This window comes from Actinomyces sp. HMSC065F12 (assembly GCF_001814535.1).
In the GTDB taxonomy this organism is placed as follows: Bacteria; Actinomycetota; Actinomycetes; order Actinomycetales; family Actinomycetaceae; genus Pauljensenia; species Pauljensenia radingae_A.
The window spans coordinates 186,296-212,135 of the sequence record NZ_KV816983.1 but is presented as its reverse complement, the minus strand read 5'-3'; the positions used below and the strand labels follow the sequence as shown (position 1 = coordinate 212,135).

General features: G+C 60.5%; 27 protein-coding genes. 20 read left to right on the top strand and 7 right to left on the bottom strand.

Translation table 11 applies throughout. The features are described 5' to 3' along the window. The 15 genes from HMPREF2975_RS12795 to HMPREF2975_RS07055 form a co-directional block, all read left to right on the top strand. A partial coding sequence (locus tag HMPREF2975_RS12795; protein ID WP_227469311.1) for a hypothetical protein occupies positions 1-223 on the top strand: 223 nt, incomplete at its 5' end. A gap of 45 nt (positions 224-268) precedes the next feature. Further along, a complete protein-coding gene (locus HMPREF2975_RS07125; RefSeq protein WP_070726746.1) occupies positions 269-970 on the top strand; it encodes a hypothetical protein in 702 nt (233 codons plus the stop codon). A gap of 78 nt (positions 971-1,048) precedes the next feature. Beyond that, positions 1,049-1,261: a hypothetical protein gene (locus HMPREF2975_RS07120; protein ID WP_070726744.1), complete on the top strand. Its 213-nt coding sequence runs from the start codon at positions 1,049-1,051 to the stop codon at positions 1,259-1,261. Positions 1,262-1,283: 22 nt separating this feature from the next. Next, entirely contained in the window at positions 1,284-1,640 is a 357-nt protein-coding gene (locus HMPREF2975_RS07115; RefSeq protein WP_070726742.1) for a hypothetical protein, read from the top strand. Positions 1,641-2,228: 588 nt separating this feature from the next. Further along, complete coding sequence (locus HMPREF2975_RS07105) at positions 2,229-3,449, top strand: NlpC/P60 family protein (protein WP_070726739.1); 1,221 nt, start codon at positions 2,229-2,231, stop codon at positions 3,447-3,449. 17 nt (positions 3,450-3,466) lie between these two features. Continuing rightward, positions 3,467-4,333, top strand: coding sequence for a hypothetical protein (locus HMPREF2975_RS07100; RefSeq protein ID WP_141757323.1), 867 nt, complete (start codon positions 3,467-3,469; stop codon positions 4,331-4,333). Positions 4,334-4,424: 91 nt separating this feature from the next. Continuing rightward, entirely contained in the window at positions 4,425-5,339 is a 915-nt protein-coding gene (locus HMPREF2975_RS07095) for a hypothetical protein (protein ID WP_141757322.1), read from the top strand. Then, positions 5,321-5,842: a RuvC family protein gene (locus HMPREF2975_RS07090; RefSeq protein ID WP_070726733.1), complete on the top strand. Its 522-nt coding sequence runs from the start codon at positions 5,321-5,323 to the stop codon at positions 5,840-5,842. Before HMPREF2975_RS07095 ends, HMPREF2975_RS07090 begins: the two co-directional genes overlap by 19 nt. Positions 5,843-5,847: 5 nt before the next feature. Then, a complete protein-coding gene (locus HMPREF2975_RS07085) occupies positions 5,848-6,321 on the top strand; it encodes a hypothetical protein (RefSeq protein ID WP_141757321.1) in 474 nt (157 codons plus the stop codon). Positions 6,322-6,344: 23 nt separating this feature from the next. Continuing rightward, positions 6,345-9,950 (top strand): DNA polymerase III subunit alpha, encoded by a 3,606-nt coding sequence (locus HMPREF2975_RS07080; protein ID WP_070726729.1) that lies wholly within the window; start codon positions 6,345-6,347, stop codon positions 9,948-9,950. Between the two features lie 27 nt (positions 9,951-9,977). Next, positions 9,978-10,340, top strand: a complete 363-nt coding sequence (locus HMPREF2975_RS07075) for a hypothetical protein (protein WP_070726727.1) — start codon at positions 9,978-9,980, stop codon at positions 10,338-10,340. A 253-nt stretch (positions 10,341-10,593) separates the two neighbouring features. Beyond that, entirely contained in the window at positions 10,594-11,880 is a 1,287-nt protein-coding gene (locus tag HMPREF2975_RS07070) for a hypothetical protein (RefSeq protein WP_070726725.1), read from the top strand. Between the two features lie 84 nt (positions 11,881-11,964). Beyond that, entirely contained in the window at positions 11,965-12,306 is a 342-nt protein-coding gene (locus HMPREF2975_RS07065; protein ID WP_070726723.1) for a hypothetical protein, read from the top strand. A gap of 10 nt (positions 12,307-12,316) precedes the next feature. After that, the gene (locus HMPREF2975_RS07060) at positions 12,317-12,751 is read left to right on the top strand and encodes a hypothetical protein (protein WP_070726721.1); all 435 of its coding nucleotides are present in this window, start codon (positions 12,317-12,319) and stop codon (positions 12,749-12,751) included. Beyond that, complete coding sequence (locus HMPREF2975_RS07055) at positions 12,744-15,893, top strand: chromosomal replication initiator protein DnaA (protein ID WP_070726720.1); 3,150 nt, start codon at positions 12,744-12,746, stop codon at positions 15,891-15,893. Before HMPREF2975_RS07060 ends, HMPREF2975_RS07055 begins: the two co-directional genes overlap by 8 nt. Here HMPREF2975_RS07055 and HMPREF2975_RS12535 read toward each other — a convergent pair. From HMPREF2975_RS12535 to HMPREF2975_RS07040, 3 genes are all read right to left on the bottom strand, one after another. After that, complete coding sequence (locus tag HMPREF2975_RS12535; RefSeq protein WP_227469310.1) at positions 15,890-16,708, bottom strand: hypothetical protein; 819 nt, start codon at positions 16,706-16,708, stop codon at positions 15,890-15,892. The genes HMPREF2975_RS07055 and HMPREF2975_RS12535 overlap by 4 nt on opposite strands. 76 nt (positions 16,709-16,784) lie before the next feature. Continuing rightward, a complete protein-coding gene (gene ssb / locus HMPREF2975_RS07045; protein WP_070726714.1) occupies positions 16,785-17,270 on the bottom strand; it encodes a single-stranded DNA-binding protein in 486 nt (161 codons plus the stop codon). A gap of 84 nt (positions 17,271-17,354) precedes the next feature. Continuing rightward, positions 17,355-18,284 carry a pentapeptide repeat-containing protein gene (locus HMPREF2975_RS07040; protein ID WP_070726712.1) on the bottom strand — a complete coding sequence of 310 codons (930 nt, stop codon included), beginning with the start codon at positions 18,282-18,284 and terminating at the stop codon, positions 17,355-17,357. Between the two features lie 93 nt (positions 18,285-18,377). On the opposite strand from HMPREF2975_RS07040, the gene HMPREF2975_RS07035 reads away from it, so the two are divergent. Next, positions 18,378-18,911 carry a hypothetical protein gene (locus HMPREF2975_RS07035; RefSeq protein WP_070726710.1) on the top strand — a complete coding sequence of 178 codons (534 nt, stop codon included), beginning with the start codon at positions 18,378-18,380 and terminating at the stop codon, positions 18,909-18,911. Positions 18,912-19,023: 112 nt separating this feature from the next. Here HMPREF2975_RS07035 and HMPREF2975_RS07030 read toward each other — a convergent pair whose 3' ends face one another. After that, positions 19,024-19,935, bottom strand: a complete 912-nt coding sequence (locus tag HMPREF2975_RS07030) for a pentapeptide repeat-containing protein (protein ID WP_070726708.1) — start codon at positions 19,933-19,935, stop codon at positions 19,024-19,026. A 105-nt stretch (positions 19,936-20,040) separates the two neighbouring features. Continuing rightward, on the bottom strand, positions 20,041-20,913 hold the full coding sequence (locus tag HMPREF2975_RS07025) for a pentapeptide repeat-containing protein (RefSeq protein ID WP_070726705.1): 873 nt from the start codon (positions 20,911-20,913) through the stop codon (positions 20,041-20,043). A gap of 178 nt (positions 20,914-21,091) precedes the next feature. Here HMPREF2975_RS07025 and HMPREF2975_RS07020 point away from each other — a divergent pair, with 178 nt between their 5' ends. From HMPREF2975_RS07020 to HMPREF2975_RS07005, 4 genes are all read left to right on the top strand, one after another. Continuing rightward, positions 21,092-22,531 (top strand): RNA-guided endonuclease InsQ/TnpB family protein, encoded by a 1,440-nt coding sequence (locus HMPREF2975_RS07020; protein ID WP_083314463.1) that lies wholly within the window; start codon positions 21,092-21,094, stop codon positions 22,529-22,531. Between the two features lie 72 nt (positions 22,532-22,603). Next, entirely contained in the window at positions 22,604-22,879 is a 276-nt protein-coding gene (locus tag HMPREF2975_RS07015) for a hypothetical protein (protein ID WP_070726702.1), read from the top strand. Continuing rightward, complete coding sequence (locus HMPREF2975_RS07010; RefSeq protein ID WP_083314462.1) at positions 22,876-23,637, top strand: Fic family protein; 762 nt, start codon at positions 22,876-22,878, stop codon at positions 23,635-23,637. The genes HMPREF2975_RS07015 and HMPREF2975_RS07010 overlap by 4 nt, the downstream gene beginning before the upstream one ends. 20 nt (positions 23,638-23,657) lie before the next feature. Then, complete coding sequence (locus HMPREF2975_RS07005) at positions 23,658-23,963, top strand: helix-turn-helix domain-containing protein (protein ID WP_070726700.1); 306 nt, start codon at positions 23,658-23,660, stop codon at positions 23,961-23,963. Positions 23,964-23,991: 28 nt separating this feature from the next. Here HMPREF2975_RS07005 and HMPREF2975_RS07000 read toward each other — a convergent pair whose 3' ends face one another. Then, complete coding sequence (locus HMPREF2975_RS07000) at positions 23,992-24,393, bottom strand: hypothetical protein (protein ID WP_141757320.1); 402 nt, start codon at positions 24,391-24,393, stop codon at positions 23,992-23,994. Between the two features lie 190 nt (positions 24,394-24,583). Continuing rightward, positions 24,584-25,474, bottom strand: a complete 891-nt coding sequence (locus HMPREF2975_RS06995) for a hypothetical protein (protein ID WP_070726695.1) — start codon at positions 25,472-25,474, stop codon at positions 24,584-24,586. Between the last annotated feature and the right edge of the window lie 366 nt (positions 25,475-25,840).

Below are 25,840 nucleotides of genomic sequence, written 5' to 3'. Positions count from 1 at the left end.
TCATGCCCGCACGATGGTATCGATTAAAAACTGGCGCACGATCACACAGCCCGACCAACTTTCGCACCACCCAGTCCAAGCGTTTTATCCCAGCCGCAAGACTTTTCGCCGGGGTGTTTTGGCACGCTGGAGCTCAACCCACACTCACCACGGACTGCCTGCGCCGTTGACCACCGACCTTCGCCCCATCACCCGCCCAGGTGCTTCCTCGCCCGACCTTTAAGTTATTCACCCCAGGCAGACTCCACTAGCCGCAACTAGGTTGATCATGAGTTCTTTTCAACCACGCAAACCCGCCGGGAGCCCTCAGGGCGGACAGTTCGACTCTAAGCCCCACTCCCCCGTTGATCTGGACGCTTCAAAAGCAGAGCTCGACCTGGGTGCGTTTGGCGACGACTATGACGGCGCGTTCGAGGCGTATTGCCAGCACGCGCGTCTGACATTCGGGTCGCTAGATGACGTGCAGATTGCCAGGATCGCGATCGCGAAAGTACAAAGCGAGCCGATCGGTGAGATCAGTGATGAGTTCGCCCACAAGGTCGTCACACTCATCGGCTTTGCTTCTCGCCAGGCGGGGGTCAAGGTGGGTGCCTACGCGACGTCGTGGCGGTATGAGCAGTCATCGAACAGTGAGGCCGTCTCCCGCATGGCTGACTATTACTGGCGGGCGTGTGAAATGTGTGAGGCGCTGCCCTCCGACCGGCGTACTCTCATGGCGGTGGGGCAGCTGTTTGGCGACTGGGTGGCCGAGCGGGAACGTGGCCGCATTCAAGAGGCGAACCTCCAGCTGGACAAGGACGTTCTCGTGGTGGAGGCGCCCGGCTGGGATGGTGAGTGCCCCAGGTGCGGGAAGCGTGCGCTGGACATGGATCCCACTGCCGCATGGTGTTCATCGTGTGGTTCCCGGTGGTCGAACCTGTCGGCGTCGAGGCGTGTTTTTTCCGGTATTTCGCGTTTTTTCGAGTCGTGATTCCTCCCCACGCCTGAAGGCGGGGTTTTCCGCACTATCCGGTGACACGGGCTGACTGTCCGTCCCACAAGATTGAACATGGCTGCCAAAAATAATTCGCGTGATCGGGCTTTGGCGTACGTGGCCCGTGAGATCGCATCCCAGGAACGTGTGCGCGCACAAGCTTTATCAGCTATTTCCCCGTTTTCGTCAGCCCAGGCGAGGCAAGCCCTGGAGGAAACGGTGCGCACGTGTGACCTGGTGTGTGACGCGCTGGTGGCTGCCCGTCGTCATATTCTTGCGGCGGGGTAACTCCAAGGAAGGTTTTTCTCCCATGTTGATTCCCACTGATAACGTCGTTGAGGGCCTGTCCACTCTTGCGCGTCTGCGTCGCGAGGTCGAAATCCTCCAGGTGCGTGTCGCCCACGCTGAACGCATCCTGTCGGACGGAGTGATGGACGTGATTGGCGAACATGCTGTCCAGGCGTTCGGCGCTGATGCCGTGAGTTTTGTGTGGCCGGATGGCGAGAGCGTGCCGCGAGTGGAGTGCGTGCTGCGCAATGGTGAGCCTGTGGGGGGTGAGGCTGTGGAGCGCGTGCAGGTAGATGCGTCTGTTTTGCTCCCACTGCTGGATCGCTCCTCGTTTGACCGCGAGTTTGGCCAGAAGATTTTCGAGTGGAGGCGGTCGTGATGTCGCGGTTTTTGCATCATCCGCGCCGCGTGAGCGATCAGCCGTTTTGGAATGCGGACTGCCCGTCGGGTAAATGCTGTTGGGCGTCTCGTGGTGCTGCCAGGCGTGAGGCGCGCAGGCTGGATCCGTCGGGCGCGATCCGCGCGTTCAAGTGTTCGCTGTGCGGCCAGTTCCATACGGGTCATGCTCTCGGTCATCCACGGCAGTGGCATCGTGAGCTTCATGCTGGTGATGCTGCCTGACAGGCTTGACGCCCTCCCCTGCCTGAAGGCGAGGGTGTTCCTACGCGAACTTGACGAAAGCGTGTTTGGTGGGTTCGCCTGCGTACGGGGGGTGCGCCTGACGGTCCCTACACACCCCTGCGGCGACAAGAATGTTCACTGCTGCGTTCCAGTCACGGCCTAGGATCCACTGGCAGTGTGGGTATTGCCATGTTCAGATGTAGTTAAAAGGCCCCGGTCATGTGCGCGTTGCCCATGAGGGCTAGAGGCTTGACCGGGGATCTACTGATTGTGAGTGTAGCAGACGTTTTCGAAGGCGCGTGGTGTTGAGTGTGTTGCGTGTTGGCCGCAACCATGAGGGGGCGTGATGAGCGAAGACATGAAGCCGAGTGTGCCTGCTGGCGATCCGAATCCTGGTGCGCCCAGGCAGAAAGGGCCGTCCACCTTGGATAAGGGTGCGGCTGCCGCGTCGAAGGCTGCGGGTGTGGCCGTGTCGGCGTACACAGGGTCGAAGGCTGCCGGTAAGGCGGTGGAGAAGGTTGCCTCGTCGAAAGCCGGGTCGAAAGTGATAAAAGGCCTGCTGGTGGGTGGCGTGGTGTTGTCGCTGATCGGCCCGTTGTCCACGTTGTCTGTGCCGTTGATGGTGGGCGCAGCACTGTCAGCTACGAATTCGGATTCAGCGTATGCGGGTGCCATTGCTGACGGGGACTCGTCGACGGACATGTGTTTCACGTTGTCGGGGGATGTCAAGGGTGCGGGTTCGTTCACGTCTGCTGACCAGGTGAAAAACGCGAAGGCGATTATTGAGGCGACGATGAAGCGCGGGTTGAAAACGGAAGACGCGATTATTGCCGTGATGGTGGCGATGGCGGAGTCGTCACTGAAAAACATTGGGCATGGCGATGCTGCCGGTCCGGATTCGCGTGGGTTGTTTCAGCAGCGTTCGGGATGGGGGCCTGAGGCTGACCGGATGGATCCAGCAAAGGCGACGAACCTGTTTTTGAATTCTCTGACGGACCCGAAGTTGTACGTGTATGAGTCGTCGAAGCGTGTGAACGGGACACCGACGTCGCGGTACAGTCTGGATCCGTGGGTGGTGGCGCAGGCTGTTCAGCGGTCGGCGTTTTCTGATGGGAGTAACTACAGGAAGTATTACGCTGCGGCCAGGCAGATGGTGGCGGGGGTGACCTCTGGTAGTGGGGCGTGTGGCCCTGTGTCAGCGGATGCGAAGGGTGTGATTGCGGAGGCTCGTCGTCATGTGGGTAAGCCGTATGTGTGGGCTGCGTCGGGGCCGGATTCGTTTGATTGTTCGGGGTTGATGATGTACGTGTACGCGAAGGCAGGTATTCAGTTGCCTCGCACGGCGGCCCAGCAGTACGCGTGGTCGAAAAAGTTTCCGCGTTCTCAGGCGCAGCCGGGTGACTTGTTGTTTTGGAAGAATAACGAAATGGGTGTGTATCACGTGGCGATGTATATAGGTGATGGGAAAATGATTGAGGCTCCTGCTCCTGGTTTGACGCTGCGTGAGGTCCCGCTGTACGGGGCTGATTTGATGAGTCAGGTGGGCAGGCCGTTTGCGACGAAATAGGTGTGTGGAGGTATGCGATGAGTGATCGGCGCGGGAAAATAATCGCTGGCATCATGATCGGTGTTTTCGTCGTGGTAGGCGGACTCTTAGTGTGGTGGCTCCGCCCCGTACCGCCCGGTGACACTGGCCAGTCCGTGGCCCAATCCGTGGCCCAGTCGGATGCTCAAAGCGCGGGCGGAACTGTCAGACATGACGAGTCGGACTCGCCTGACACGGACGCCACCCAGTCAGCCTCCCCCGTTGCAAAGCGCCGCCCTCCCACCCCACCCACTGCGCCTGTGGAAGGCGACGGAACAACACAGTTTTCAACCTCGTGGCCGACCACGATGAATCCCGATCGCCTGCCTGAAAACGGCGGGTTCGCGAGCCTGCGTCTTGTTCCCAACAATGGCGTGTATGCGGATGAGGATGTGTGGGAGGCTGCCGACGCGGCTGCGCATTTTCTGGATGCGGCCTGGAGGATTGACGAGGACTCCCCTACCCCGCTGGTGGGTGTGCAGGAGGCGTGCGCCGAGTACGGGACAGGGCGCACATGCTCGAACCTTCCCGAGCTGACTGACCTCCAGTTGGAGAATTGGCGTTACACACTGTCCATGAGCTCGAACATGTTGTATTCGGTGCGTATTTTGTACACGATTCCTGCTGTGGATGAGCAGAAAAATCCGGACAGAATCTGCTTGACGACCGCGTTTGAGATCAACGTGCGTGGCTGGGATGGCCAGGTCAATCCGTTTGGCGGTGTGAACGGGCAGGAGGCGTGCATGGTGCGCACGAGTGTGGGGTGGCGTGTGGATGAGATGCCGAAAATGATGCCGACGGGTCCGGTGGAGTATTTCATGGAGTGGGCTCCCGACCGGGTGATTGAGGGTCAGCCTGAAGGCTGACGGTCGTGTCGCGCCAGTTGGCGTATCGTCCCACAAGGAGGGTCAGCATGGGCGTGGAGCGCCCGTAACTGACTTGTAAAGGATGACTGCCATGACGGTGCGCCGCCAACTTATTACCAGCCCTGGGCAGGCTTTATTCCCCACGACTGACCCGATGTCCGTGTTGGATGCTCATAATTCGTTCGCTCAGCTGTCCGGCGTACCCGTCCCTCAGCTTGAGTACGACCCGTGCTGCGTCATGCCCGTGCCCGTCACGCCCGCGCAGTGGCCGAACGGTCGCAAACGCTGGGAGGGTGTGAAACCGTCGTTCATGTGTCACCCGCTCATGTGGCTGCCGACAAACCTGTCGACGCTCGTGGTGGATGAGCGCTGTGGACTCAGTGAGGATCCTGCCGCGCACGTGGCTCGCGTGATGGTGGAGGTGACGCGTGCTGGACTGTACGACGTGGAGTCGGGAACGTGGGAAGACGTACTGGAACCCTACGGTTTTGACGTGCTGGACCCTGCCCACCAGGCGCGTATCGGCGTGTGGCTGGCGGGCGGTGAGGATAAGGTTCTGGACTCTGTTGATCTGACTGGCCGCTTTAATGAGGCTGACCCGTCGTGGGCGATGCGCGAACTCGTGGATTACCTGCCCTTGTTGTGGGCGTACTCCACGTATCATCATGCGGCGTATTTGGTCGATGAGACCCGGCTGATTGTCGGCGGGTTCGACGAGTATGGTGCTCGCGCGAACGCTGACGCTGTGGCGTCCCTGGCTGGCCTGGCCGATATTTGTCTGACTCACGCGTTTACTGGCGAGAATGCTCGTGACCTGTTTATTTACCCTGGCGGGTTTGACCAGATGGCCAAGGATGCGCTCGTTTTGGCTGCAATGAGCGAGGTGGACATGGATGCGGTGAACACGCTTGCTGGTCAGGCGTTGCGCTCGTTCGTGGAGATTCGCAGCTTTTATGAGGATGCTGCCCGCATGGCGGAAGACTTGCTGTGGCCTGCGGCTCAGTGAAAGTGCTGGGGGTCGACCAGTCGCTGACGTGTAGTGGCCTGGCTCTGGTCTGTTCGGGCCGGGTGGAGCGCGTGTGGTCACTCAAGCCGAAGATGCGTGGCAATGAGCGTTTGCGCCTGATCGTGTCGAGCGTGCTGGAGGCGGCTCAGGGGGTGGATGTTGTGGTTGTTGAAGGCCCGTCCATGCATTCCCAGGGTCGTAGTCTTGTCCAGTTGTACGGGTTGTTCACGTTGTTGACGTACAGCTTGTGGGTTGCTGGGGTGCGTACGGTGGTGGTTCCGCCCACGGTTCGCGCCATGTATGCGACGGGGCGTGGGAACGCGAACAAGGATGCTGTTCTGCTCGCGGTGGCGCGCCGCTACCCGAATGTGGACGTGCAGGACAATAATCAGGCGGACGCGTTGGCGATGGCTGCGTTGGTGTGCCGAGCGTTGGGTGAGCCTGTTGCTGGTGAGACCGTGCCGCAGGCTGCGCTTCGGGCTGTCGACCGGGTTGAGGTGTGAGCCTGGTGGACGGGTTCCATATTCCGGTTGGTAACACGCACGTTTTTGTCCCCACTGCGCACGTGATGGCTGATCTGGCTGTGGCGGACATGGTGCTCGCGTGGGTGGATGCGAACATGGATCTTCCGGTTGGTAACGCCGTGTACCTGGTGGACGCGCTGATGGGCGAACTGTCGGACGAGGTGGGTGACCTGGAGATTCAGGTGCGTGAGCCGGGCTGGTCGGAACCGAAGGTCGCGTTGGCGGACACGATGACGGGTGAGCGTGCGGGTTTTGTGGCGCGTCAGAGTTTTTTGGCGGGCGTCCTGGTGATTGCGAACGTGGCTCTCGATTTGGGGTATGGGGCTCGGTGTGTGGAGGCTGGCGCTGCCGAACTGGTGAGGTGTGCGCAGCCGTTGACAGTGTTGTCGCCTGTGCGTCGCGGGTGGTGGCGGCGCGTGTGGGATCACCGTCCCACAAGGAGGGGCAGAACGCATTAGAAACTACCGAGTAGTGAGGCGCCATGTTTGTTCATCTTCACACGCACACGGAACACTCCCCCCTGGATGGGCTCACCCAGGTTGGTCAGTTGGCGGCGCACGAGGAGGCGGCTGGCGCTAGTGCCGTGGCTATCACGGATCACGGGTCGATCATGGGGTGGCGCGCGTTGCACCGGGCGTGCCGGGGGCGCAGCCTGTTCCCTATTTACGGTGTGGAAGCCTATCTGGCGATTGGTGGGCGTTTTGACCGTCAGGTGCTGGAGGTGCCGGGAGATTCGGGGAGTGTGGACCGTGAGGATGCGGGCACGAAAACGCGTCGCTACTACCACATCACTCTGCTCGCGGAAAATGAAGACGGGTATCGCAACATTATCCGCATGATGAACGCTGCGGAAGATTCCTACTGGTATCACCCGCAGGTTGACTATGACTTGCTTGAGCAGTTCGGGCGGGGCGTGATCGTCCTGTCGGGTTGTCTGGGCGGGCCGGTGGCAACCCACCTGTCGATGGGTGATGAGCAGGGTGCGCGCGACGCTTTGGACTGTATGATTCGCGCGGTCGGCAAGGACAATGTGTATGTGGAGGTCATGAGTCACGGTATTGCGGGCGAGGAGGAGACTGCCCCACTGTTGGCTGATCTGGCCGAGGAGTACGATCTGCCCCTGGTGGCCACGAATGACGCGCATTTTTTGGACGAGTCGCACGATGTGGCGCACGACGCGTGGCTGTGCCTGTCCACCCATAAGCGTGTGAAGGATAGTGACAGGTTCCGTTTTAACGGTCAGGGTTACCATGTGCGCAGTGAGGCTCAGATGCGGGCGCTGCGTAGTGAGGACTGGTGGGGTCGCGCGTGTGATGAGACGGTGAGGCTGGCTCAGCGTATTGGGCGGGATGTGGCCCCCGAACCGTCGTCACTGTTGCCGCATTTTGACTTGCCGGACGGGTGGGAGTCGAGCGTTCGGTATTTCCACCACCTGGTCAAGCGGGGCGCGTTGGCAAAGTATGGGGAGGATCCTGCGCGACCTGGCCACCTGCCGAAAAGGGTGGCGGACCGGTTGCGCTGGGAGTCGACCGTCATTACTGGCGCGGACGTGGCGGACTACTTCCTGATCTTGCATGATCTGATCCGGTGGTGTCATTCTACGGACCCCCTGCCTGGCGATGAGGGGGTGAAGAAGCCGATCCGTACGGGGCCGGGGCGTGGCAGTGCTGCCGGGTCGTGCGTGGCGTACTGCCTTGGGATCACGAATGTGGACCCGTTGGAGCATGGGCTGTTGTTTGAACGGTTTTTGAACCCTGAGCGCGTGGGGTTGCCGGATATTGACACGGATTTTGAGCGGGGTCGCCGCCTGGAAGTGTTGGAGTATTTGCAGCGCCGTTATGGGGTGGATCATGTGGCGCGTGTGGGGACGTTCGGTATTGACCGGTCGCGTCAGGCTCTCAAGGATGCTGCGCGCGTGTTGGACGTGCCGAGCGTGGGGGTTCAGTTGGCGGAGCAGGTTCCCGTGTTTGAGGGTGCTCCGTTGCCGATTGACGCGGTGGCTGTGGGGGATGATCCTGTGGGTGAGCCGTTCCGGCGCGTGATGAGAAAGCATGGTGAGGATGCTGTGCGCGTGTTGGATGTTGCTCGCGTGATGGAGGGGTCGGTCCGGTCGAATTCGATCCACGCGTGTGCAACGATCGTGGCGGATGCTCCGTTGGGTGAGCTGGTGCCGCTGCGTTATGAGCGCGTGAAAGGTGAGCCGGTGGAGGGCGCTCCCAGGGTTGCCGGTTGGGAGGGTGGCGACTTGGAGGAGATCGGCTTGTTGAAGCTGGATGTGCTCGGGTTGAAGACGTTGGATCTGATTGCGTTGGCGTGTGACATGGTGCGCGCGAATTATGGGGTGGATGTGGATTTCAGCGTGTTGCGTCCTGGGTCTGACACGTCTGAGGTGGGTCGTGAGCGTGATCGCCTCGCGTTTGAGTTGATTGCGCAGGGCAGGACGGCTGGCGTGTTCCAGTTGGGGTCGGATGGGATGAAGAAGTTGGCGCGTGAGGTGGGGCCGACGAACATTGCGGATGTGACTGCTCTGGTTGCCCTGTATCGTCCCGGCCCGATGGCGGCTGACATGCATCACACGTATGCGCGGCGGAAGAATGGGCGTGAGGCCGTGTCGTATGACGATTTGACGGGTCGGGCGGATGAGCAGCGGGTGATTGCGTCCGTGTTGGATGAGACGTTTGGGACGTGTTGTTTCCAGGAGCAGTTGATGGCGTTGGGGTCGGCTGTTGGCGGTTTGGATGCGGCGTGGACGAACCGGTTGCGTAAGGCGTTTTCGAAGAAGAAGAAGGATTTGATGGATGAGGTGCGTGCCGTGTTTTTTGAGGGCGCGCAATCTGGGAAAGGGCCGGGGGGTGTGCGTTTTAGCCTGTCCACGTTGGAGGGGTTGTGGCGCGTGTTTGAGGGGTCGGCGTCGTATTTGTTTAACAAGTCTCACGCGGCGTGTTATGCGCATGTGGCGTGGCAGTGTGCCTATTTGAAGGCGTCGTGGCCTGCGGAGTTCGGTGCGGCAGTGTTGGCGATAACGGAGCGGTCGAAGGATCGTGAGCGTGCGGACATGTTGAGTTCTTTGACTGCTGAGGGCGTGCAGATTTGTGCGCCTGACGTGAATTCGTCTGCCGTGTCGACGACGGCGGTGGGCGGGAAAGTGTTGATGGGGTTGGGCGAGGTGAAGGGCGTGGGGAAGGCTGGTGAGGCGATTGTGGCGGAGCGGGAGGAGTCCGGGCCGTTTACGTCATTGGCGGATCTGATGCGTCGTATTGCGCCGAAAAAGATGACGATGGGGGCGGTTGAGGCGTTGGTGGATGCGGGCGCGTTGGATGCGTTTGGGTCTCGTTTGGGGGTGTTGATGGTGTGTCGGTCTGCGCGCGAGTGGGATGTGCCTGTTCCGAGGTTTTCGTTTGGAGTGTTGGAGGCGGATGCGCGTCAGCGTGCCCGTCTGGGTGCGGGCCTGGGCGTGTCACCGTTGGTTCGTTTGTCTGGCGAGGTGGGTGAGTGGTGTGAGGCTCGCGGTTTTGATGTGGTGGACATTTCGGATGTTGGCGTGGGTGATGCGGGTGCTCGTGTGCGCGTGGTGGGCGTGTTGACGGGCTGGGATGTGCGTCAGGGGCGGAAGTCTCGGTATGTGCGCGTGGAGTTGGAGGGGTCGGATCGTCGTGTGGTGACGGGTGTGGGCTTTTCGCGCGTGGTGGAGTCTGTGGAGCGTAGTGAGGATGCGCCGCGTGTGGGGGATGTGGTGTGTGCGCTGGTGGATGTGGAGGTGACTGGTGGGGAGAGTGTGGATTCTGATGATGGTGAGGAGCCGAGTGAGGCGTATGTGCAGGTGAAGGTGGCGAGCGTGGAGCGCGTGGGTGTGGTGGATTGTGGTCGCCGCCCGAATATGGGGTTGAGGGATCCTCGTCGTGTGCGCGTGGTGGAGTCGGTGTTGGATGTGACGGATCAGTGTGCTGCGTCGGCGTGGATTCACGATGATGTGCGGGATGTGAGGTTTTTTAATGCTCCCGAGGGGTGTGAGGAGCATGTGGTGGTTGTGGGTGCGGGTAACGTGTTGGCGTGGGCGAGTGCCCGGCCACGGTTTGGGTGGCGTTAGTCACATCCGCGTCCCACAAGTAGGGGCATGAATGATGCGAAAGTGGATGCCGGGTGGGTGTGGCTGGCTGTGAGTGTCCTGATAGGCATGGCGTTGTCGTGGCTGGTGGGCGCTCATGGTGGCGGTTTTTTTGGTGTGCTGGTGGTTGTGTGCGCGGTGCCTGTCCCGTCGATGGTGGTGTTGGGTCGCTGCCTGGTCAGTGCGGGGAGTGTGGCGGACGCGTTGAGTGTGAGCGCGATGCTGGTGGTGTGTGGCGCGGTGTGCCTGGTGGGGGCTGTGCTGGTTGCTCCCGTGTTAGTGGGGTTGTCGCGCGTGGGGGTGGCTGGCTGGTTGCTGTCGTGGGGCGCGGCGTTGTGGAATGCGCGTTCCCTGGTGGCGAGTTCCAACTGATGTCGATGCGGGCTGATTTTCGCTTGCTCGTGCGCTGACCCGCCCAACTTTCGCACCACTCCACTCAAGCGTGGTGATGGGGTGTGTGTTCGCTCAAGGTACCCCCCACCCGACCAGCAACATGCGGGCAGAAGACAGGCAAATAGCTCCGGGGCTGTGCCTGACAAGGCTTGGCCGAGTCTTTGATGGGTGTCGCGGCAAGCTGGTGCGTACCTTGTGTGCCGGGTGACTTTGAGCCGCAACTAGGTCCCCCATGACTTCCTCGTTTCAGCCTCGCAAGCCTGCCGGGAGCCCTCAGGGCGGGCAGTTTGACAATAAGCCGCACGACCAGATCATGCCGGAACTGGACGAGCCGGTTCTCCAAGGGTCCATTTGGTCTCTCCCATCGTGGGACATGGTGGAGAAGGATCCGCGTGCGCTCCTGGAGTATTCGCGTGAAGCGGTGATTCGTACTCTTGGCAGATTCAACGTGTCCCGCTACCACACGCATTTTCGCGGTGAGGTTGACTTGTCGGAACTGGATGTTGAAGAACTGGCGTCTGAAGTGTGTGCCAAAGTGTATGAGCGTGAGGATAAGCAGGGCCTTCGTGACGTGGGCCAGTTTGTGGGCGGTGTTGCCCGAAACGTGGTGCGTGACGCGCTCAGAGGGTCGCTGAACAGTGTGGACGTGAAGGCCGGTGCTATCTATTCGGTGGAGCGTGACAACCTGGAGCAGGTGAAAGGCCATAACTTGACGACCAGTGAGGAGGATGAGCTGGCCGAACAGATTCGTTCCACGTGGCGTGAAAAGTATGGCGGGAAGCGGAGTCCGATCAAGGGGTTTCACCGGAGGATGGCCCGTGAAATGTCGGATTCTGAGGGCGCGTTTAACACGATGGCTGCGGGTTCGGGCGCGATGGAAGACCTGATTCGTGAGCAGCAGCATTTTGAGAAGCGTGCTGAGCGCATTGTGAATGAGCGTGCGGCTGGGCAGCGGTGGCAGTCGGCTGTGCGCCAGTTGGAAAACAAGATGGGTAGGCCGTTGACTGATTCTGAGGAGGATATTGTGGCGCTGCGTGTGCGCCGGATTTTTCGTGAGTCGGATACTGCGCCGCGCGAGTTTTTCCACCGTGAACCCACGTCGTTTACGGACTCCCCGTGGGACGCGTGGTCGGCTGCTGCGGACAATTTGACGTCGAACAAGATGCGTGGCGGGGCGAGGGGTGCCCGGATGATTGCGTGGAATGCTGTTGCGGAGGCGCATGACGCTCCGATGGTGAAAGTGGGGTCGATGTCGAGCCGTGAGGCTGCTGGTGCCCGTAACGCGGTGTTGAGCAGTGAGGGTGGCGTGCTGGGTGTGGCGCGCGCGTGGGAGGACGGTGTGGACACTTCCCTTCAGGACGCGTTGTTTGCCCCGTTTGGCCGGTGTAGTACGCGACGCAAGCAGGCGATTGTGGATGAGCTGGTGCGCCTGGGTCCTACTGCGGACATGATGTGGGAGTCGAGCGTGGCGACCGCGAACAAGCGTAACGAGAAGAAGATTCATTCGTTTGGCTTGTGAGCCGCAACTGTGTGACGTAACGGTGCGATGGCGTGGTTTTGTCGCATTAGTAGAAGTGTATGGGTCGTAGAGAAAGGTACGGTCATGTTCGTGTCGAGGGTGCTGGTGAGTGCCGAAAAGGTGAATCTTGCTGGCGGGTGGAATGTGTTTTGGGCGCAGGTGAAAGGCCAGCTCGGAGGCATTACCACTCTTTTAACTGTTATTGGCGCGCTTTTGGTGGTCGTGGCGTTGGTCATGTGGCTGATGGAACGACGCCGCTCCGGTTCTGCTGGCATGGGTCAAGGCGCCCAGAAAGTCATGTGGGCCGGTATCGTGGGCGCTGTCCTGGCCGCGCCAGGGTTCATTCTGCCGATCATGCTGGGCATTATCGACTTGGTAATTAACTCGATCATGTCGGTCATGAGTATCGGCGGCGGCACCGTGTAGGCGCACAGGCGTGTACTGCTATGACCTGACGACCCTGATCGGTGATCGGCGTAACGATTTGCGTGAGATCACCGTGGCGACAGTGGACGTGAAGCCGAAAACGTTCGGTGTCGCCCTGGCTTCCAGTGTGGTCGGCTTGATAGTGATGGCGCTCGTGTGGCCCCTGATCGGCTATTACGCGGTTCTCGCCTTGCCGCTGGTCGTGGGGGCTGCGGAAGCGCTGTTCGTCATGCGCACGAACGATTCGCGCAGGCTCCCGCAGTACAGAGCACTCATGGATTCGCGCAAGGCCCGCAAACAAATAGGGACGTTCGTGGTGGGCACGCGCACAGTCGACCCGTCTGTCCGCACGAACGGCACACTGTCCCAACGCTGCCTCGTGGGGACGATGGGTGAGCCGGATGAGGACGTGTCCCACAAGATTGAGAGTCTGCTGAATGTATAAGACAGTGGTTCGTGAAGCGTGGTCGTACGTGCGCACCTCGTGGTGTGTCGTTCTGATTGCCGTTGTGGCGTTCATGGTGGCCGCAATGGCCGCCACCCCCGCGCAGGCTCAACCGGTTCAGCCACTCGCCTTGTCCACGGTTGAACCCACTGTTTTTCCCGCCGCCCCCGTCAAAGACCCGTACGCAGAGTTCAACTGCGAGGAGCGTTCGTGCCTGCCCCTGTACCGGTGGAAAGATGCGACAGCGCTTCTTCACCAGCGGCAGCCGTCCGGCCTGTTCAATATCCCCACTCAGATCCGCACCATCACTAAAGGCGCGTCCCACTCCATGTTCATGACGGTCGGTAACGCGTTGTGGTCGGTGACAATGGCGGTGACCGAGTGGGCGTCCAACCTGGATGTGCTCAAAGGTGCGGGCGCGAAGATTGACGGCGTGGTCGGCAAGCTGGGGAAACTGCTTCTGGACCCTTCCACGATCATTATTCCCGCGCTCATGGGGTGCGCCGTGATCTGGGTGCTGTGGCAGACGTATCGGCGTAATGCCGGAATGATGGCGTTCCGCAAGCTGGGCATGTCCATTGTGACGCTCAGCCTGATCGGCGCGATGGTGACGGGCGCCGCCCAAACCACGAAAGGCGGTGACGACGGGTTCAACCCAGGGTTCTTATCTCCCGGCTGGTTCGCCCAAACCACGTCAAACGTGATTGATGCGGGCGCGTCAAGTATCGCCCAGTTCTCCATCGTGTCGAACAGTAATGATCTGGCTGACACGAGTGGGCGCGGCAGCTTCGAGTGCGGCCAGTATGTCAACATGCTGCGTAACGCGTACACGAGCCAGACGACACGCGACAGCGGGTATAAGGGTAGCGCGACCGTTCCACTATTGTTGTCGAGCCTGTGGGAGAACACGGGGCTGAGAATCTGGCAGGACGAGCAGCTGGGGTCGAGCTATTTTGCCAGCAAGAATTACTGTCACCTGTTGGAGTGGCAGTCGAACATTCCGCCGTCCGAGCAGGCTGCGATCGCTAATCGTGGTATTGACGTGACTGAAAGTGTCAAGGCAAACGCTTCTGCCCCCGCGTGGGGTCCGGCGAACTACCCCGTGTTTGATGACAAGACACAGATCGACGTGACGAGCTACGTGATCGACCAGGCGATGGTCGGGTGGGCTGTGTGTGAGCCTGGTGGGAGCGTGAAGGCAGCGTTCGCTGAAGGAAAATGGAAACCGCTGCATGACGCGTCCGACCTGGAGGCGGGCTGCAACCTGTGGTGGAACGCGAACGGTCAAGACAAGAATGTCATGAAGCCGAACCAGAACTTCCTGTTTTTCGGCAAGAACGTGGAGGGGTCTGTCGCCAACTACGATGCGTTGGATGCTGGTGAAACACCATCGGACATCTACCACGTGACGAGTGGTGGAATGGACTCGTATCAGCGTGAAAGCATAGTGAACTACCTGGCGAAACTACATGGGGACGCTCCCGGTGGTGCAAACGCGTTCATGTACGTGCTGACCGCTTTCACAACAATGATCGTGTTTGCTGGCGCGTCACTGGTGATCGTGATTTCCAAGATTGCGATTCTGGTGTACATGCTGCTGATGCTGCTGGTCCTGGTAATTTCACTGTGGCCTGGCAAGTCGGACGACCACTTGGTGAAGAAGTTCTTCAAAGAGTTTGTGGGCGTGGTGATTGTCGGGTTCGGGTATTCACTGATCCTGGGTGCGCTCGTGTTCCTGACTATTTTGACGACGGACGGTTTGGCTGGCGTCGGGTCGACGGATGGCCCCCTGTCGATGGGTCAGATGGTGGTGGTTGCTGTCGCCCCTCTGGGTGCCGCCTTCATTTTGAAGATGTTCTTCAAGAACATGCTGCACATGCCTGACCCGCTCAGCGCGAAAGGTGCGCTCGGCTACGGCATGATGGGCGGTTTGATTGGTGCCGGTGGTATGGGCGCGATGCAGGGTGCCGCGCGTAATGGTGCGGGTGCTGCCAGAAGGCTGGCGTCAGCTGGCGCGAAGAAGCTGACCGGCGCGAAGGCTGGTGGCACGAGTACGGGTGAAAAGGTTGCGTCCAACTTGTCGAACTCGAAGATGGCGAAGAACGCTCCGTCGGGTTCGGAGCTCAAGCAGGCGCGCAGGAATCTACGTCGTGGTGGCGTGCCTGATTCTGTGTCCGTACAGTCGGACGGAACCCAGGATGTGCGTCTCGCGGATTCTCCGAAGCTTGTCGATCATGGCGGTCGCGTATCCAACCTGGCTGCTGACGTGGGTCGCGGGGCTGTGTCCAGTGCCGAAGAGTTGCGTGATAAGTGGGCTGGCGCGTCTGCCGGTGAGCGCGCACGCATGGTGGGTGGCAGCGTGGCGAAAGTGGCTGCTCTGGGTGGCGCAGGGGTTTTGGCTGCCGGGGCCCTGGGAACTCTCGCACCGTTGGCGTTACCCGCTTTGGCCGGATTCCCCGCCGTCCAGTCCGCCGCGTCGAACGCGGTGAGGCATATTCGTGACCGCCGTCAGGCACCCCTGCTCGATGAGGTGAACCGGATGCGTCAGGAACGCGAGCTGGCGCAGAAGGCTGCCGATTTTGACAATAAGGTGAATGCTGAGCTGGAGCGTGACCGGGTGAAGGCTGCTGCTCAGGCTCGCCGCGAGGCGGCTACCTTGCAGGGTCAGCCTGCCGGTGGGGCTTTGTCCCCGCAGAGCCAGCCTGCCGGTGCGCCGACGGAGCCTGGTTTTGTGCGCGACGTGCCGCCCGAACCGGAGTACGTGCCCGAGGCGGAGGACCCGACGCAGTACGCTCCCCCGCCGGACTATGACGCGATGGAGGCGGAGGCTGTCAGACGCGAGGAGCGTTTCGAGCGCATCTTTGGGTCTCAGCAGGATCAGGCCGCACCCCCGCAGGCATCACGCACGGTTGACCCGCCAGCTCGCCAGGCAGAGCCCGTCGAACCACTGCCCCGCCAGGCAGAGCCCACCAGGCCGCGACACATGGCCTCCCCCAGCCAGGAGAGGCGCGCAGACGTTCCAGCACCGAAACCCGTCACACCCGCGCCCGTGACTGGCACACCCGTGGAGCCGGGGAAAACGCCCGGTGAACGCCAGCAAACCCAGTCGATCGGGCGTGAAGAACGCGAACTTCGCTCCTAATAGCAGGTGGCTGCGTCGGACGACCAGGAGAACGAAATGTTCACCGACCCGTCCCCCTCGGCCACACCTGTGACCGTGCCGGACGTGGATACTGTCAGGGCTGCGAACCCGCTGCCGGACGTGGACTGTCCACCAGCGCTCAATGTCACTGTTCCGCCGCCACTCGCACTGAACGACACGCTGGCTGGTCCCGTGCACGTGACTGTGCTGGACGTGGACGCCCTGGATGGGGCAGGTGGAACGTATTCGGGTTCCGGTTCGGGGGCTGGGGCGGGAGCAGGTTCAGGCGCAGGCGCCGGTTCAGGGGCTGGGGCGGGAGCTGGCTCGGGCGCTGGTTCGGGCTTCTTCGGCTTTTCCACCGGCTTTTTGAACGTGCGGACCTTCTCAATTTCGGCCTTCAAGTCGGCAAGAGTCGTGTCGTAATCGTCAATGACAGTCCCGTCGAGCAGCGTGGTGGCGTCATTGACCAGCTGCGTCAGCCTCGCCGTGTCAGCCCCTTCAGGCGGTTTGGCGGCCAGGGTCGTAGCGTCGTCGATCAACAGGCGCAGCCGGGCTTTCTTTTCCAGCATCACTTCCGGTACGGACGGTTCGCGCACCACCACGGTGGACTGGGCGGATTGGGGTGCCCACGTGGGGGCGAGTTTCCACACGGCCAGGCCGACCGCGATGACAGTGAGCGTGATAAACGTGATGAGAATGGTGCGGGAGACGCGTTTGGACGACAGGTAGAACACTGCCCTGTCTTTTCGTGAGGCGCGCAGAGGTGTGGGCACCTTCTCGGGCTTCTTGCCGTGCAGCTGGTCGTACGCGTCCACCGTCGCATCCCTTTCTACGCGCACCGAACGGGGGTGCCACCACTGTGGGCGGTCACCCCCGTCAGGTCAGTGAATGTCACCACTCGTCGTCGAACTCGTCTTCTTCAACGACGGGCTCGGCTTTCGGCTGGGCTTTCGCCTTGCGGGCCGGGGCCTTGGAACGCTTACGCGGCGCATCGTCATCGTCACTGGCGCCCTTAGTGGTGCGGGTGACGTCGCACGTTGCGAAACGCAGTTCGGGGCCAATAGCGTCAGCGGTCAAAGCGAGCTTGTGACGCTTTTCGCCTTCCTTGGTTTCCCAGTTTTCCTGGCGGACGGTGCCGGTGGCGATCACGCGCATCCCCTTGCGCAGACTGTCGGCAACATTGTCGGCCAGTGGTGCCCACACGGTGACGTCCATGTACATGGTGTCCCCGTCAGCAAATTCGCCGGAGTTCTTGTCGAAGTAGCGTGGGGTGGACGCGATGGTGAGGTTGCAGACGGACTTGCCGGACTTGACGGACCGCAGCTCCGGGTCGCTCGTCAGGTTTCCAACGATTGTCAGGGTGGGTTCTTGAGCCATGGTAGTAACCTAACCTTTCTTGAGAGGGGGCCTTTCCCCTTCTAACGCCTCTTGTGGGACGCGCCTGGTGTTCGCGTACCGGGTTCAGTGCCACGAACAGTCAGTAGTATCAACGCTGGTCAGGGCGCTTGTGGCGGACGTGTCGAGGCGGCAGCGAACCATGCGCACGGCAAGAAGATGCGCACCAACCCAGTCCACTCCCCGCAGGTCACAATCGGTCAGCGTCGAGTTCGCAATGGTGGCTCCCATCATGGTGGCGCCAGTTAAAGTGCAGTCGGTTATGGTGACGTCGCGCGCAAGCATCCCGCTCAGGCAAGCGTGGGTGAGGGTGGTGTCTGTCAGTGTCGCCCCGTCGAGAGTGGTTCCACTCATGAGCGCGTGTTCCAGGTTCGTGTCCGTGATGGTGGTGCCGGTCAGGTTGGATCCGTGGAGTGTGGCGCCTGGCAGGTCGCACTGGTCGACGTGCGCCCCGTTCAGGGCGGTGTGCGCCATGTCAGCGTCCTCCAGTGTGCAGTCGGCTATGACGGCACCTGACAGTGTGGCGGAGTGGGCTTTCACGTGTGTGAGGTGGCAGTGTTCGAGTATGGAGCGTGGGGCGTACAAGGTGGTGAGCGTGACGTTTGTGAGGCGCGCGCGTGTGAGGGTGCTTTCTGCCAGTGTTGAGCTGGTGAGTGTGACGCGTGTGCCTGTTACGTCGTCCAGCGTGATGCTGCCGTTGCAGTTGTGCAGGTGGAGTCCGCTGATGGTGGCGCTCGTGATGGTGAGCCCGTCCACGTTCGCGCGTGTGAGTGTGCCTGTGGGTGCTGTGCCCCGATAGTGGGTGTGGGTGAGAGTGGTGCGGGAAGATGCGGGGCGGGCGTCGAGTGAGCTGGCTGGTATGAGCCGCAGGGATTTCGAGGTGTTTCCGAGACGGTAAGCGCCAGGGTATCGGCCTTTTTTGAGACGCAAGTACACGGCTCCTGTGGTGATGTGTTGGCGTGCCGCGACTTGGCCGGGCGTCAGCATGGTGTCCATGGGTGGCCTCCTGGTGTGGTGTTCCAGCCTTCCTTGTGGGACGGATTCAGCGTTCGCGGTGCGACTAGATGGGCAGCCGCAACTAGGTTACTCATGACTACTTCATTCCAACCTCGCAAGCCTGCCGGGTCACCCCAGGGCGGCCAGTTTGATTCCAAGCCCCACGCCACGTTGCCCGACCCTGTGCCTGAAGGCATATTCGGCCCACGGGGTTTTGTTGCCGAGTGCGGTGCGGAAGACACTCTGAAGCCGTATATTGGCGAATCCTGGCAGGATCCTCGTCTTGATTTCGCACCATTTGAGAACGTGTCCTCTGAAGATGCGGGAACACTGCTGAATCAGCTGCCCCAGTCGGTGGCTGAAGGGCGGCAAAATGGTGCTCCTATGGCCGGTCAGCTCCTCGTGTTGGCTCACAAGTATGGTGGGCGTGTGGGCGGCTATGTGGTGCGACCCCCGCGCATGGACGAGCGGGTGAGCATTGACTCCGTGACCTTGCCAATGGATGGGGATTTTGACGACAGTAGTAGCGCGTTCAGTGCTGTGCGTGATCGTTACGACCTGGACGCTTTAGACGAGCCGGACGGAGTGTCGTGGGACGGGCACAACGTGGAATTGTGGTGGGACTAGGCGTGAGCAAGCCGCGTGGTGGCGCTTGCCAACGTACCCAGGGCGAGTGCGAGTGAGATGGCGGCGAGTGCCGCGTAGGTTCGTATCATGCTCCACCTTGTGGGACGTGCTTCTAAAACCAGCACCCGACCATGCTGCTGTTCCCCTTGCGGATCATCTGTTCCATGCTGGCCTGCATGTTCGCGGAAAAACGGCAGTTTTTGAACAGGCAGTCACGCACGTCAGCCTGCGTCAGGTCGGTTTTCGTGAAGTCACAGTCCTCAAAGTAGGAGTTGGTGACGGTGGCTCCGGTGAACTTACAATCCTGGAACTTGCCCCCGCTCACATCCGCCATGTCCATCGTGGTGCCGCTGAAAATGCACTTGGTGAACGTCGTGTTGTCCACGTCAAGATGATTGAGAGTGGAGTTGGTGAAGTTGGTGCGCGCGAACTTGGTTTTACTGACGGTCAGCTCGTCGGCCTCCACGTGTGTCATGTCAATTTCAGTGAACGTGGAGTCGGTGATGGTGGCGTAGTTGGCTGTGGTGTTCCTGGCGTTGAGCTGGTTGTACAGGCCGTGCGTCGTGGTGGAGGAGGACAGGTTCGCTCCTCGAATGTCAGCAAAGTTGGACTCGCAGTGGGCGAATGTTGACGCGGTGAGAGTGGAATCCTCCAGTGAGGCATTGTCGAACGTGCAGTGGGTGAACTGGCTGTCTCGCATGTTGGCGCGCGCGGCACTGGCTGATCTGAAGGTGCAGTTGTCGAACGTGGAGAGGATGGATTGGACGCCGTCGAGTCGCGCGTTATTCAGGCTGGTTCCCGTCATGTGCGTGGTGCCGGTTGCGAGCGTGAGGTCAGCGTTGTCGAGGGTGACGCCCAGGAAGCGTCTTTGGTGAATGTCTGCCCCTGCAAGGTTGGCGCCTCGCATGTCGGCGTGAGTGTAGTTTTCTCCGAGCGGGTCAATGTCGAGGGTGGCGTGGGGCTTGTTGTCGAACTGGCCGCCCTGGGGTGACCCGGCGGGTTTGCGGGGCTGAAAAGAACTCATGGGGGTTCTAGTTGCGGCTAGCTGAGATTGCGAGAGACCGGCGGTGCTAAAGACACCGCCGATGAATCGCCCGTACCGCGTGGCCCCTCATAGTCGGCTGATCAACTACTCACGCCCACAAGGGTCGAGGATTCTTGCGCCAGACTTCATAAAGCGTTGACCCGCCTTCCGCAGTGAGCGCCAAGCCGTCGTGTCAGTGTCGCCGCGAAGCGAAACCAAGCCCGCATCCCGCAACCGCACAAGTGTGCGGAACGCGTCCAAGTCGAACGTGCAGGAGTCGAACACAACCCGCTTACAGTCAACCTTGTCCAACCGCCAGCCGGTAAAGTCACAGCCGGTGAACGTGGTGTCGCGAACAGTCATCCCGGTCGTATCACACGCGCGCAGCGTGAGCCGGTCTATCCACGACTTGCTGATTCGAACCCAGTGCAGGTCGCAATTCTCCAGCAACACCCCGTCAGCGAACACGCCGTCCAAGGTTGAGCCTGTCAACTGCACGTCGCGGGCCTCCAAATCCTGGATACCATTGTCTGTCAGTTCCATCCGACCCAGATCCACGCGGGCAAGCGTCACCTGGGTGAACGCAGCCCCCTTCGCCGTCAGTACACGCACCTGACAGTCCTCCAGACTGGTTTCACGCACGTTCGCCGATCCGAGGTCAACACGGTCGGCAGTGCAACCCCGCCACGTGGTCCTGTATATGCCCGTGTAAGACAGATCCGCGTCGGTCAGGTTCGTGTCGGCCACTTCACTGCCGTCGAACACGCCTTCGACAAGACTGACACTACTCAGGTCACACTTTTTCAGTGTACTTTCACCGAAAAAGCTTTGGAACAGCGTCGCCCGGTGCAGGTCGGACTCCGTAAACGTGCACGCGTGGAACTGCGTGCAGTCCAGGATTGTTTCCCCCGCATAAGTCCTGTTGAATTCGACGTCCGTGTATTCTTTGCCGATTTTAAGCGTCATGTTCTCGTTCATACTCCTCCTTGTGGGACGGGAGGGGCAGCCAAGAACCGCACTGCGTGTTGCATTTATCGCAGCCACATGGGTTGACGTGGCCGCCACAATGCGCGCGCGGGGTGCCCCCGTCTTCAGGCGGGGTGGTGAATCGCGCAAGGCCTACCGTCATTACAGGCCAATGTGGTAAAATAGTTGCATGAGTCAGAAGGTCGTAATCACCAGGGTGAGCCTGCGCGGGGCCGCACCCTTCATCGGCCTGACCAACACCGGAACCCCCACTTACACTCGCCAGCCCGAACGCGTCATGGAATGGTTGTGCGACGGGTGGCGCTACAGGTTCAACGCCTTTCGATCACGACGCAAAAAATACGGCCCCGGAAAAGCCCTTATCCCACTGGGAACCCCCGACACGCGCACCCTCGCCCAGACACGCCAGGACGAACCCTTCATCGCCGCCATCCCCACACTCGTCGCAGAATCAGCAGAAAAAATCGAAAACACGCAGTGGTGGACGGCAATAGCGCGCCGGGAAACACTCCGCAAAAAAGGCGTCAAACCAGGGAAAACCCCAGGGTGGAAACGACGAAAAGACGGCCTCGGGTTCGTGTGCTGGTACAACGGCGGACGCAACGCCAGGCTCCACCGCACAGGCAGAAAAACAGGAATCGTCACCATCACCGGGCAAAACCCACCCCGCCACCGTGACACGGGAGTGCGCTTCACCATCCGCATCCACATCACACTCACCCAGGACATCCACCCCTACACGTCCGTCAACGTCAACTGGACCCGCCGCACACTCACCTTCACGTCACGCCCCACAGAATCCACGCGCACACCCACCGGACAGAAAACCGGAATTGACCGTGGAGCAATACACAACCTGGCCACCGCGCAAGGTGAATTTTACGACCTCCCTACACGCAGACTGGCAACAATTGACCGCAAAATCCGCACTCACCAAAAAGCAATGGCACGAGCCGTCAAAACAGCCGGATACCCTACCCAGCGCGAATACAGGAAAGCAGGAGTATCAAAACGGTTCGCCGCACACGACAAAGCCGTCCACAACCTCCACGCCAAAGCAGCCCGCATCGTCACTGACACCCAGCACAAAGCCACCACACAACTGGTCCGCACCTACGATGAAATCGCGGTAGAAGACCTGAACGTGACAGCAATGATGCGCCGACCACAGTCCATCCCCGACCCGCTCCACAAAGGCCGCTACCTCCCCAACGGCAGAGCACTCAAACGCGGACTGTCACGCTCCATCGCATCCGCACGGATCTCACAGGTCGCAACACTTCTTGAATACAAAGCCCACGCGGCGGGCGTGACCATCCATCACGTTCCCGCCTACTACACATCCCAGCGTTGCAGTGAATGTGGGGTGATCGACAGGCGAGCCCGCGAGAACCAAGCGTGCTACACGTGTCGCAACCCCCAGTGCGCCAATTACCGCGTCACTGTCAACGCTGACACTAACGCCGCCCGCAACATTGCATGGGTCGCGTTCCATAATCACGGGCGAGGACTATCGCCTGGCGTGGAGGGAATGTCAGACGGGACAGGCGAGCTATCGCACTGCCCGCAGTCCCCGCGAAGCGCAAACCTCGGGAAGCTGCTCCACTAGCAGCGCCCGGAATCCCCTCGCCTTCAGGCAGGGGAGGATGTCAACAACACGCCCTGGTTCGCTTCCGGTCCCATGGCCCTACATGCAGCCGGACTAAACGAAGTCGGCGGAGAGCACATTTTCTACACCACAAAAGTCGATCAGGTCGCAGGTGTACTGAGCGACAACGCCGAACACGGCGGACACGCCTGGATTCTCCCCCTCACCCCACTGGTGGGAACCGGCACAACCATACTCGCCCCCCTGCAACGGTGGGTACGTCTAGGGTGGGCGCTCGTTGACACAATGGCGACCGAGTGGGGGCACGACCATGTGAACACAATTCGAACATGGGAGGAAGCACAATGACGCGACACTCCAACTACCAGCGAGGCTCCAACCAGTACCGCAAAATCCCCAAACCGCAGCGCCAGCCAGCACAGATTAACGAGAGCCACATGGTGGGTGTTGACCGCGCCGTGTACCGATTTCGCGCAACTTTCGACGAGCACGTGTGGACAGCGGCAAACAGGGAAGGCTCAACGTTCACCCTGTCCGAAGTGCGTACACTCATTTCCGGCATCAGTGTGGGTGGTAAAAGCACGCACGAGACGGAGGAAGTGCTGGGGCTCATCCGCGCCAACGAGTACCTGGCGAGCGTTGTCGAGAGTGGAGAGTTTCAGATGGGGCGCGAGCAGAGCGACCGCATTAATCTGATGGTCTCGCAGTATTCGGTTCTCGCTCCCGGTGTTTTCAGGGGCGAAGGCGATATTGGCGGCGACGGTGGACACGTTGCGCTTGCCCGTGGCGGCACGTACACGGCTCCACCGCCCAGCGAACTCCCCGCTGTCTACCACGAAATAGTCAAGAATTGTCAAAAAGTTCGCGACCCCGTGGAACGGGCGTGCCTGTATTTCTGCCTCGCATCCAGGGCGCAACTGTACTGGGACGGCAACAAGCGCACGAGCCTGACCATAGCGAACGGCACCCTGCTCAGCCACGGGTACGATGCGATACTCATCCCCGCCACAGACCGGCTCGAATACAACGAACTGCTCGACAGGCTGTTTGCCGATAACGACACGGACTCCATGATGGTCTTCCTGGCCGAACACGCCACATACTAGGCCGTCCCACAAGGAGGGGCATGGAACTGGAAATGATGCGCATGTTCGGGCTCAACCCGGACGACCCCTCAGACTGTGCCGCAGCACTCATGGCGATCAACGCCTACGAGCTGTGGGACCGGCTGCGCGAAATCCGCCACACCCACCAGGTCAGCATCCAGCACGTGGCCGACACTCTGGGCTGTGACGTCGAACAGGTGGAGCTGCTGGAGAACGGCGGCATGGACGCCACACTCACCACCATCCAGCTGTATGCGTGCGCTGTGGGGGCGTGCGTACAGGCGTGGGCGGAACCTGTTGGCGACTCGGCAGCATCTCGTCCGTGACGTCCGTGCGCGGGCAGTTGGAGCACGCCTAGCGTGTGCACAGCTCCCTGAAAATGAGGTCAAACCTCTTCAGGCACATCATGAATACCAGGGCGCAGTGAGTCCCTATCACGGCCACCAATACGCGGCCCCACCACACAGGCGGGACAAAACTGGCCACACAGGCGCCGCACAGTGCGACCAGGACGCTGTACACCAGGTTGGCGAACAGTTCGTTGGTGTTCTTCACGATACGCTCGGGCATTACCCATTCGTCGCGCATTTTCAGTCGAAGCCAGAACACGAAGATTGCCGCCACGAAAGACGCCAGCCCACCGTTTGACAGTCCTCCAGTCACCCCCGACCCCACCAGTGATGGTACGAACAGGCCAAGCGGGACGCCCACGACAACAGGCACGACGTAGAAGATGAGAATGTCTGTGGGGCTCATTCGCGCGGTTCTCGCGTCTGTGAGCGTTGCAAGGTGCTTTCGGATAATTGCCGTCATTGAGATTTTCAACTGTGCCTCCTCACCCGTCCTTGTGGGACGAGCACCCAGAACTGGCACCCGACTACAGAGTTCTTCCCGCCGCGTCCACAAGGAGCGGAGAGTCCTTGCGCCGAGGTCTTGAAAAGACGGCTCAATTCTCGCCTTGCTCTCTTACCGGGATCCGGTCGACACGTTGGGCAGCCCACACATTTTCAGCGTGGCTGGAGGCTTCGATCGGATACGGGTTGTTATCGGGGTCAACACTGAGGGGAACGCTGATAGCGCCTTCCAACTCACCTACACTGCGTGGCCCCTCATAATCGGCTGTTGAAGTCATGATGATACAGGGGCGCTCGTAACGCATGGTGGCATCCTTGTTCCACGCTTCGTGGCCGTCCGAGTCAAGCAGCAGGTCAGTGGGGTTTGTCTGGCCTGACACGCTGAACGCAATGTCTTCACCGTAGTCCGTCTCGTCCATTTCGTCGACCATGGCGGCAATGGTGGCACGGTTGTGTTCAGTGTCGGGAATGCCGAGGCGCTGAAGGCTGTCCATGGTTGTGCTGAACAGGTCGGCTTTCAATTGCTCAAGGGGAACATCCTCATCGTCGGGGACGCTGACCTCGCTCAGGTGGTGGGTGAATCCTGCGCGGTCTGTCTGTCCGGCAAGCTTTTCGATCGCGCCTTGGTCCATGTGTCGGGAGTAGAAGTCGCGCGCGTCGAACACTAGCTTGTTTTCTCCCCCGGCCTGGCTCACCAGCGTGTCCCATTGGTCGGGGGTCATGGACTCGCGCAGCTCGCCGAGTGCCCGGTCGGTTTGCTCGTCTACGTGGTCGAATTCGTATTCGAGAATGTGGGAGTAGGCTTCGATGTTGGCGCCACCGTGTAGGAGCTCGTCTAGTTCTGCGTCGCTGAGGTGGTCTTGCCAGTCAAAGTCGGGGCCGTAGGTGTAGAAGTCGCCTCCGCGTCCGTATGAGTAGTTGTCGAACACGCGGGTGAAGTTCACTGTGCCGTCTCGATTCATAAAGTCGGCGGCTGCGGTCACGCCCGTATCAAGCGCGCTTCCGATCTGGTCGTGGGGTTTTGTGTCGAACTGCCCGCCCTAGGGTGACCCGGCTGGCTTACGGGGCTGAAATGAGTTGGTCATGGGTGACCTAGTTGCGGCCATGGCTGTACGCTCGGGTTGACCAGCATGAAAGTGGGGCGAGCTGATGCCCGAGTGAGTGGTGGGGCGAAGGTCGCCGGTCAATGGCACAGGCAGTTCGTGGTGGCCGTGGGTTGAGCTCCAGCGTGCCAAAACACCACGGCGAAAGTCCGTGCGGCTGGAACAAAACGCTTGGGCTGAGCGGGCTATGGAGCGGGCTGTGTGATCGTGCTCCAGTTTTTAATCGATACCATCGTGCGGGCATGA

Bases quoted from the DNA above. Each gene is read 5' to 3' on its own strand.
- HMPREF2975_RS07005 (WP_070726700.1), top strand. From the start codon at position 23,658: ATGGAACTGGAAATGATGCGCATGTTCGGGCTCAACCCGGACGACCCC.
- HMPREF2975_RS07070 (WP_070726725.1), top strand. From the start codon at position 10,594: ATGACTTCCTCGTTTCAGCCTCGCAAGCCTGCCGGGAGCCCTCAGGGC.
- HMPREF2975_RS07020 (WP_083314463.1), top strand. From the start codon at position 21,092: ATGAGTCAGAAGGTCGTAATCACCAGGGTGAGCCTGCGCGGGGCCGCA.
- HMPREF2975_RS07115 (WP_070726742.1), top strand. From the start codon at position 1,284: ATGTTGATTCCCACTGATAACGTCGTTGAGGGCCTGTCCACTCTTGCG.
- HMPREF2975_RS07025 (WP_070726705.1), bottom strand. From the start codon at position 20,913: ATGAACGAGAACATGACGCTTAAAATCGGCAAAGAATACACGGACGTC.
- HMPREF2975_RS07010 (WP_083314462.1), top strand. From the start codon at position 22,876: ATGACGCGACACTCCAACTACCAGCGAGGCTCCAACCAGTACCGCAAA.
- HMPREF2975_RS07030 (WP_070726708.1), bottom strand. From the start codon at position 19,935: ATGAGTTCTTTTCAGCCCCGCAAACCCGCCGGGTCACCCCAGGGCGGC.
- HMPREF2975_RS07015 (WP_070726702.1), top strand. From the start codon at position 22,604: ATGGCCCTACATGCAGCCGGACTAAACGAAGTCGGCGGAGAGCACATT.
- HMPREF2975_RS07120 (WP_070726744.1), top strand. From the start codon at position 1,049: ATGGCTGCCAAAAATAATTCGCGTGATCGGGCTTTGGCGTACGTGGCC.
- HMPREF2975_RS07075 (WP_070726727.1), top strand. From the start codon at position 9,978: ATGAATGATGCGAAAGTGGATGCCGGGTGGGTGTGGCTGGCTGTGAGT.
- HMPREF2975_RS07125 (WP_070726746.1), top strand. From the start codon at position 269: ATGAGTTCTTTTCAACCACGCAAACCCGCCGGGAGCCCTCAGGGCGGA.
- HMPREF2975_RS07095 (WP_141757322.1), top strand. From the start codon at position 4,425: ATGACGGTGCGCCGCCAACTTATTACCAGCCCTGGGCAGGCTTTATTC.
- ssb (WP_070726714.1), bottom strand. From the start codon at position 17,270: ATGGCTCAAGAACCCACCCTGACAATCGTTGGAAACCTGACGAGCGAC.
- HMPREF2975_RS07055 (WP_070726720.1), top strand. From the start codon at position 12,744: ATGTATAAGACAGTGGTTCGTGAAGCGTGGTCGTACGTGCGCACCTCG.
- HMPREF2975_RS07035 (WP_070726710.1), top strand. From the start codon at position 18,378: ATGACTACTTCATTCCAACCTCGCAAGCCTGCCGGGTCACCCCAGGGC.
- HMPREF2975_RS07100 (WP_141757323.1), top strand. From the start codon at position 3,467: ATGAGTGATCGGCGCGGGAAAATAATCGCTGGCATCATGATCGGTGTT.
- HMPREF2975_RS07105 (WP_070726739.1), top strand. From the start codon at position 2,229: ATGAGCGAAGACATGAAGCCGAGTGTGCCTGCTGGCGATCCGAATCCT.
- HMPREF2975_RS07040 (WP_070726712.1), bottom strand. From the start codon at position 18,284: ATGGACACCATGCTGACGCCCGGCCAAGTCGCGGCACGCCAACACATC.
- HMPREF2975_RS07000 (WP_141757320.1), bottom strand. From the start codon at position 24,393: ATGAGCCCCACAGACATTCTCATCTTCTACGTCGTGCCTGTTGTCGTG.
- HMPREF2975_RS07065 (WP_070726723.1), top strand. From the start codon at position 11,965: ATGTTCGTGTCGAGGGTGCTGGTGAGTGCCGAAAAGGTGAATCTTGCT.
- HMPREF2975_RS07080 (WP_070726729.1), top strand. From the start codon at position 6,345: ATGTTTGTTCATCTTCACACGCACACGGAACACTCCCCCCTGGATGGG.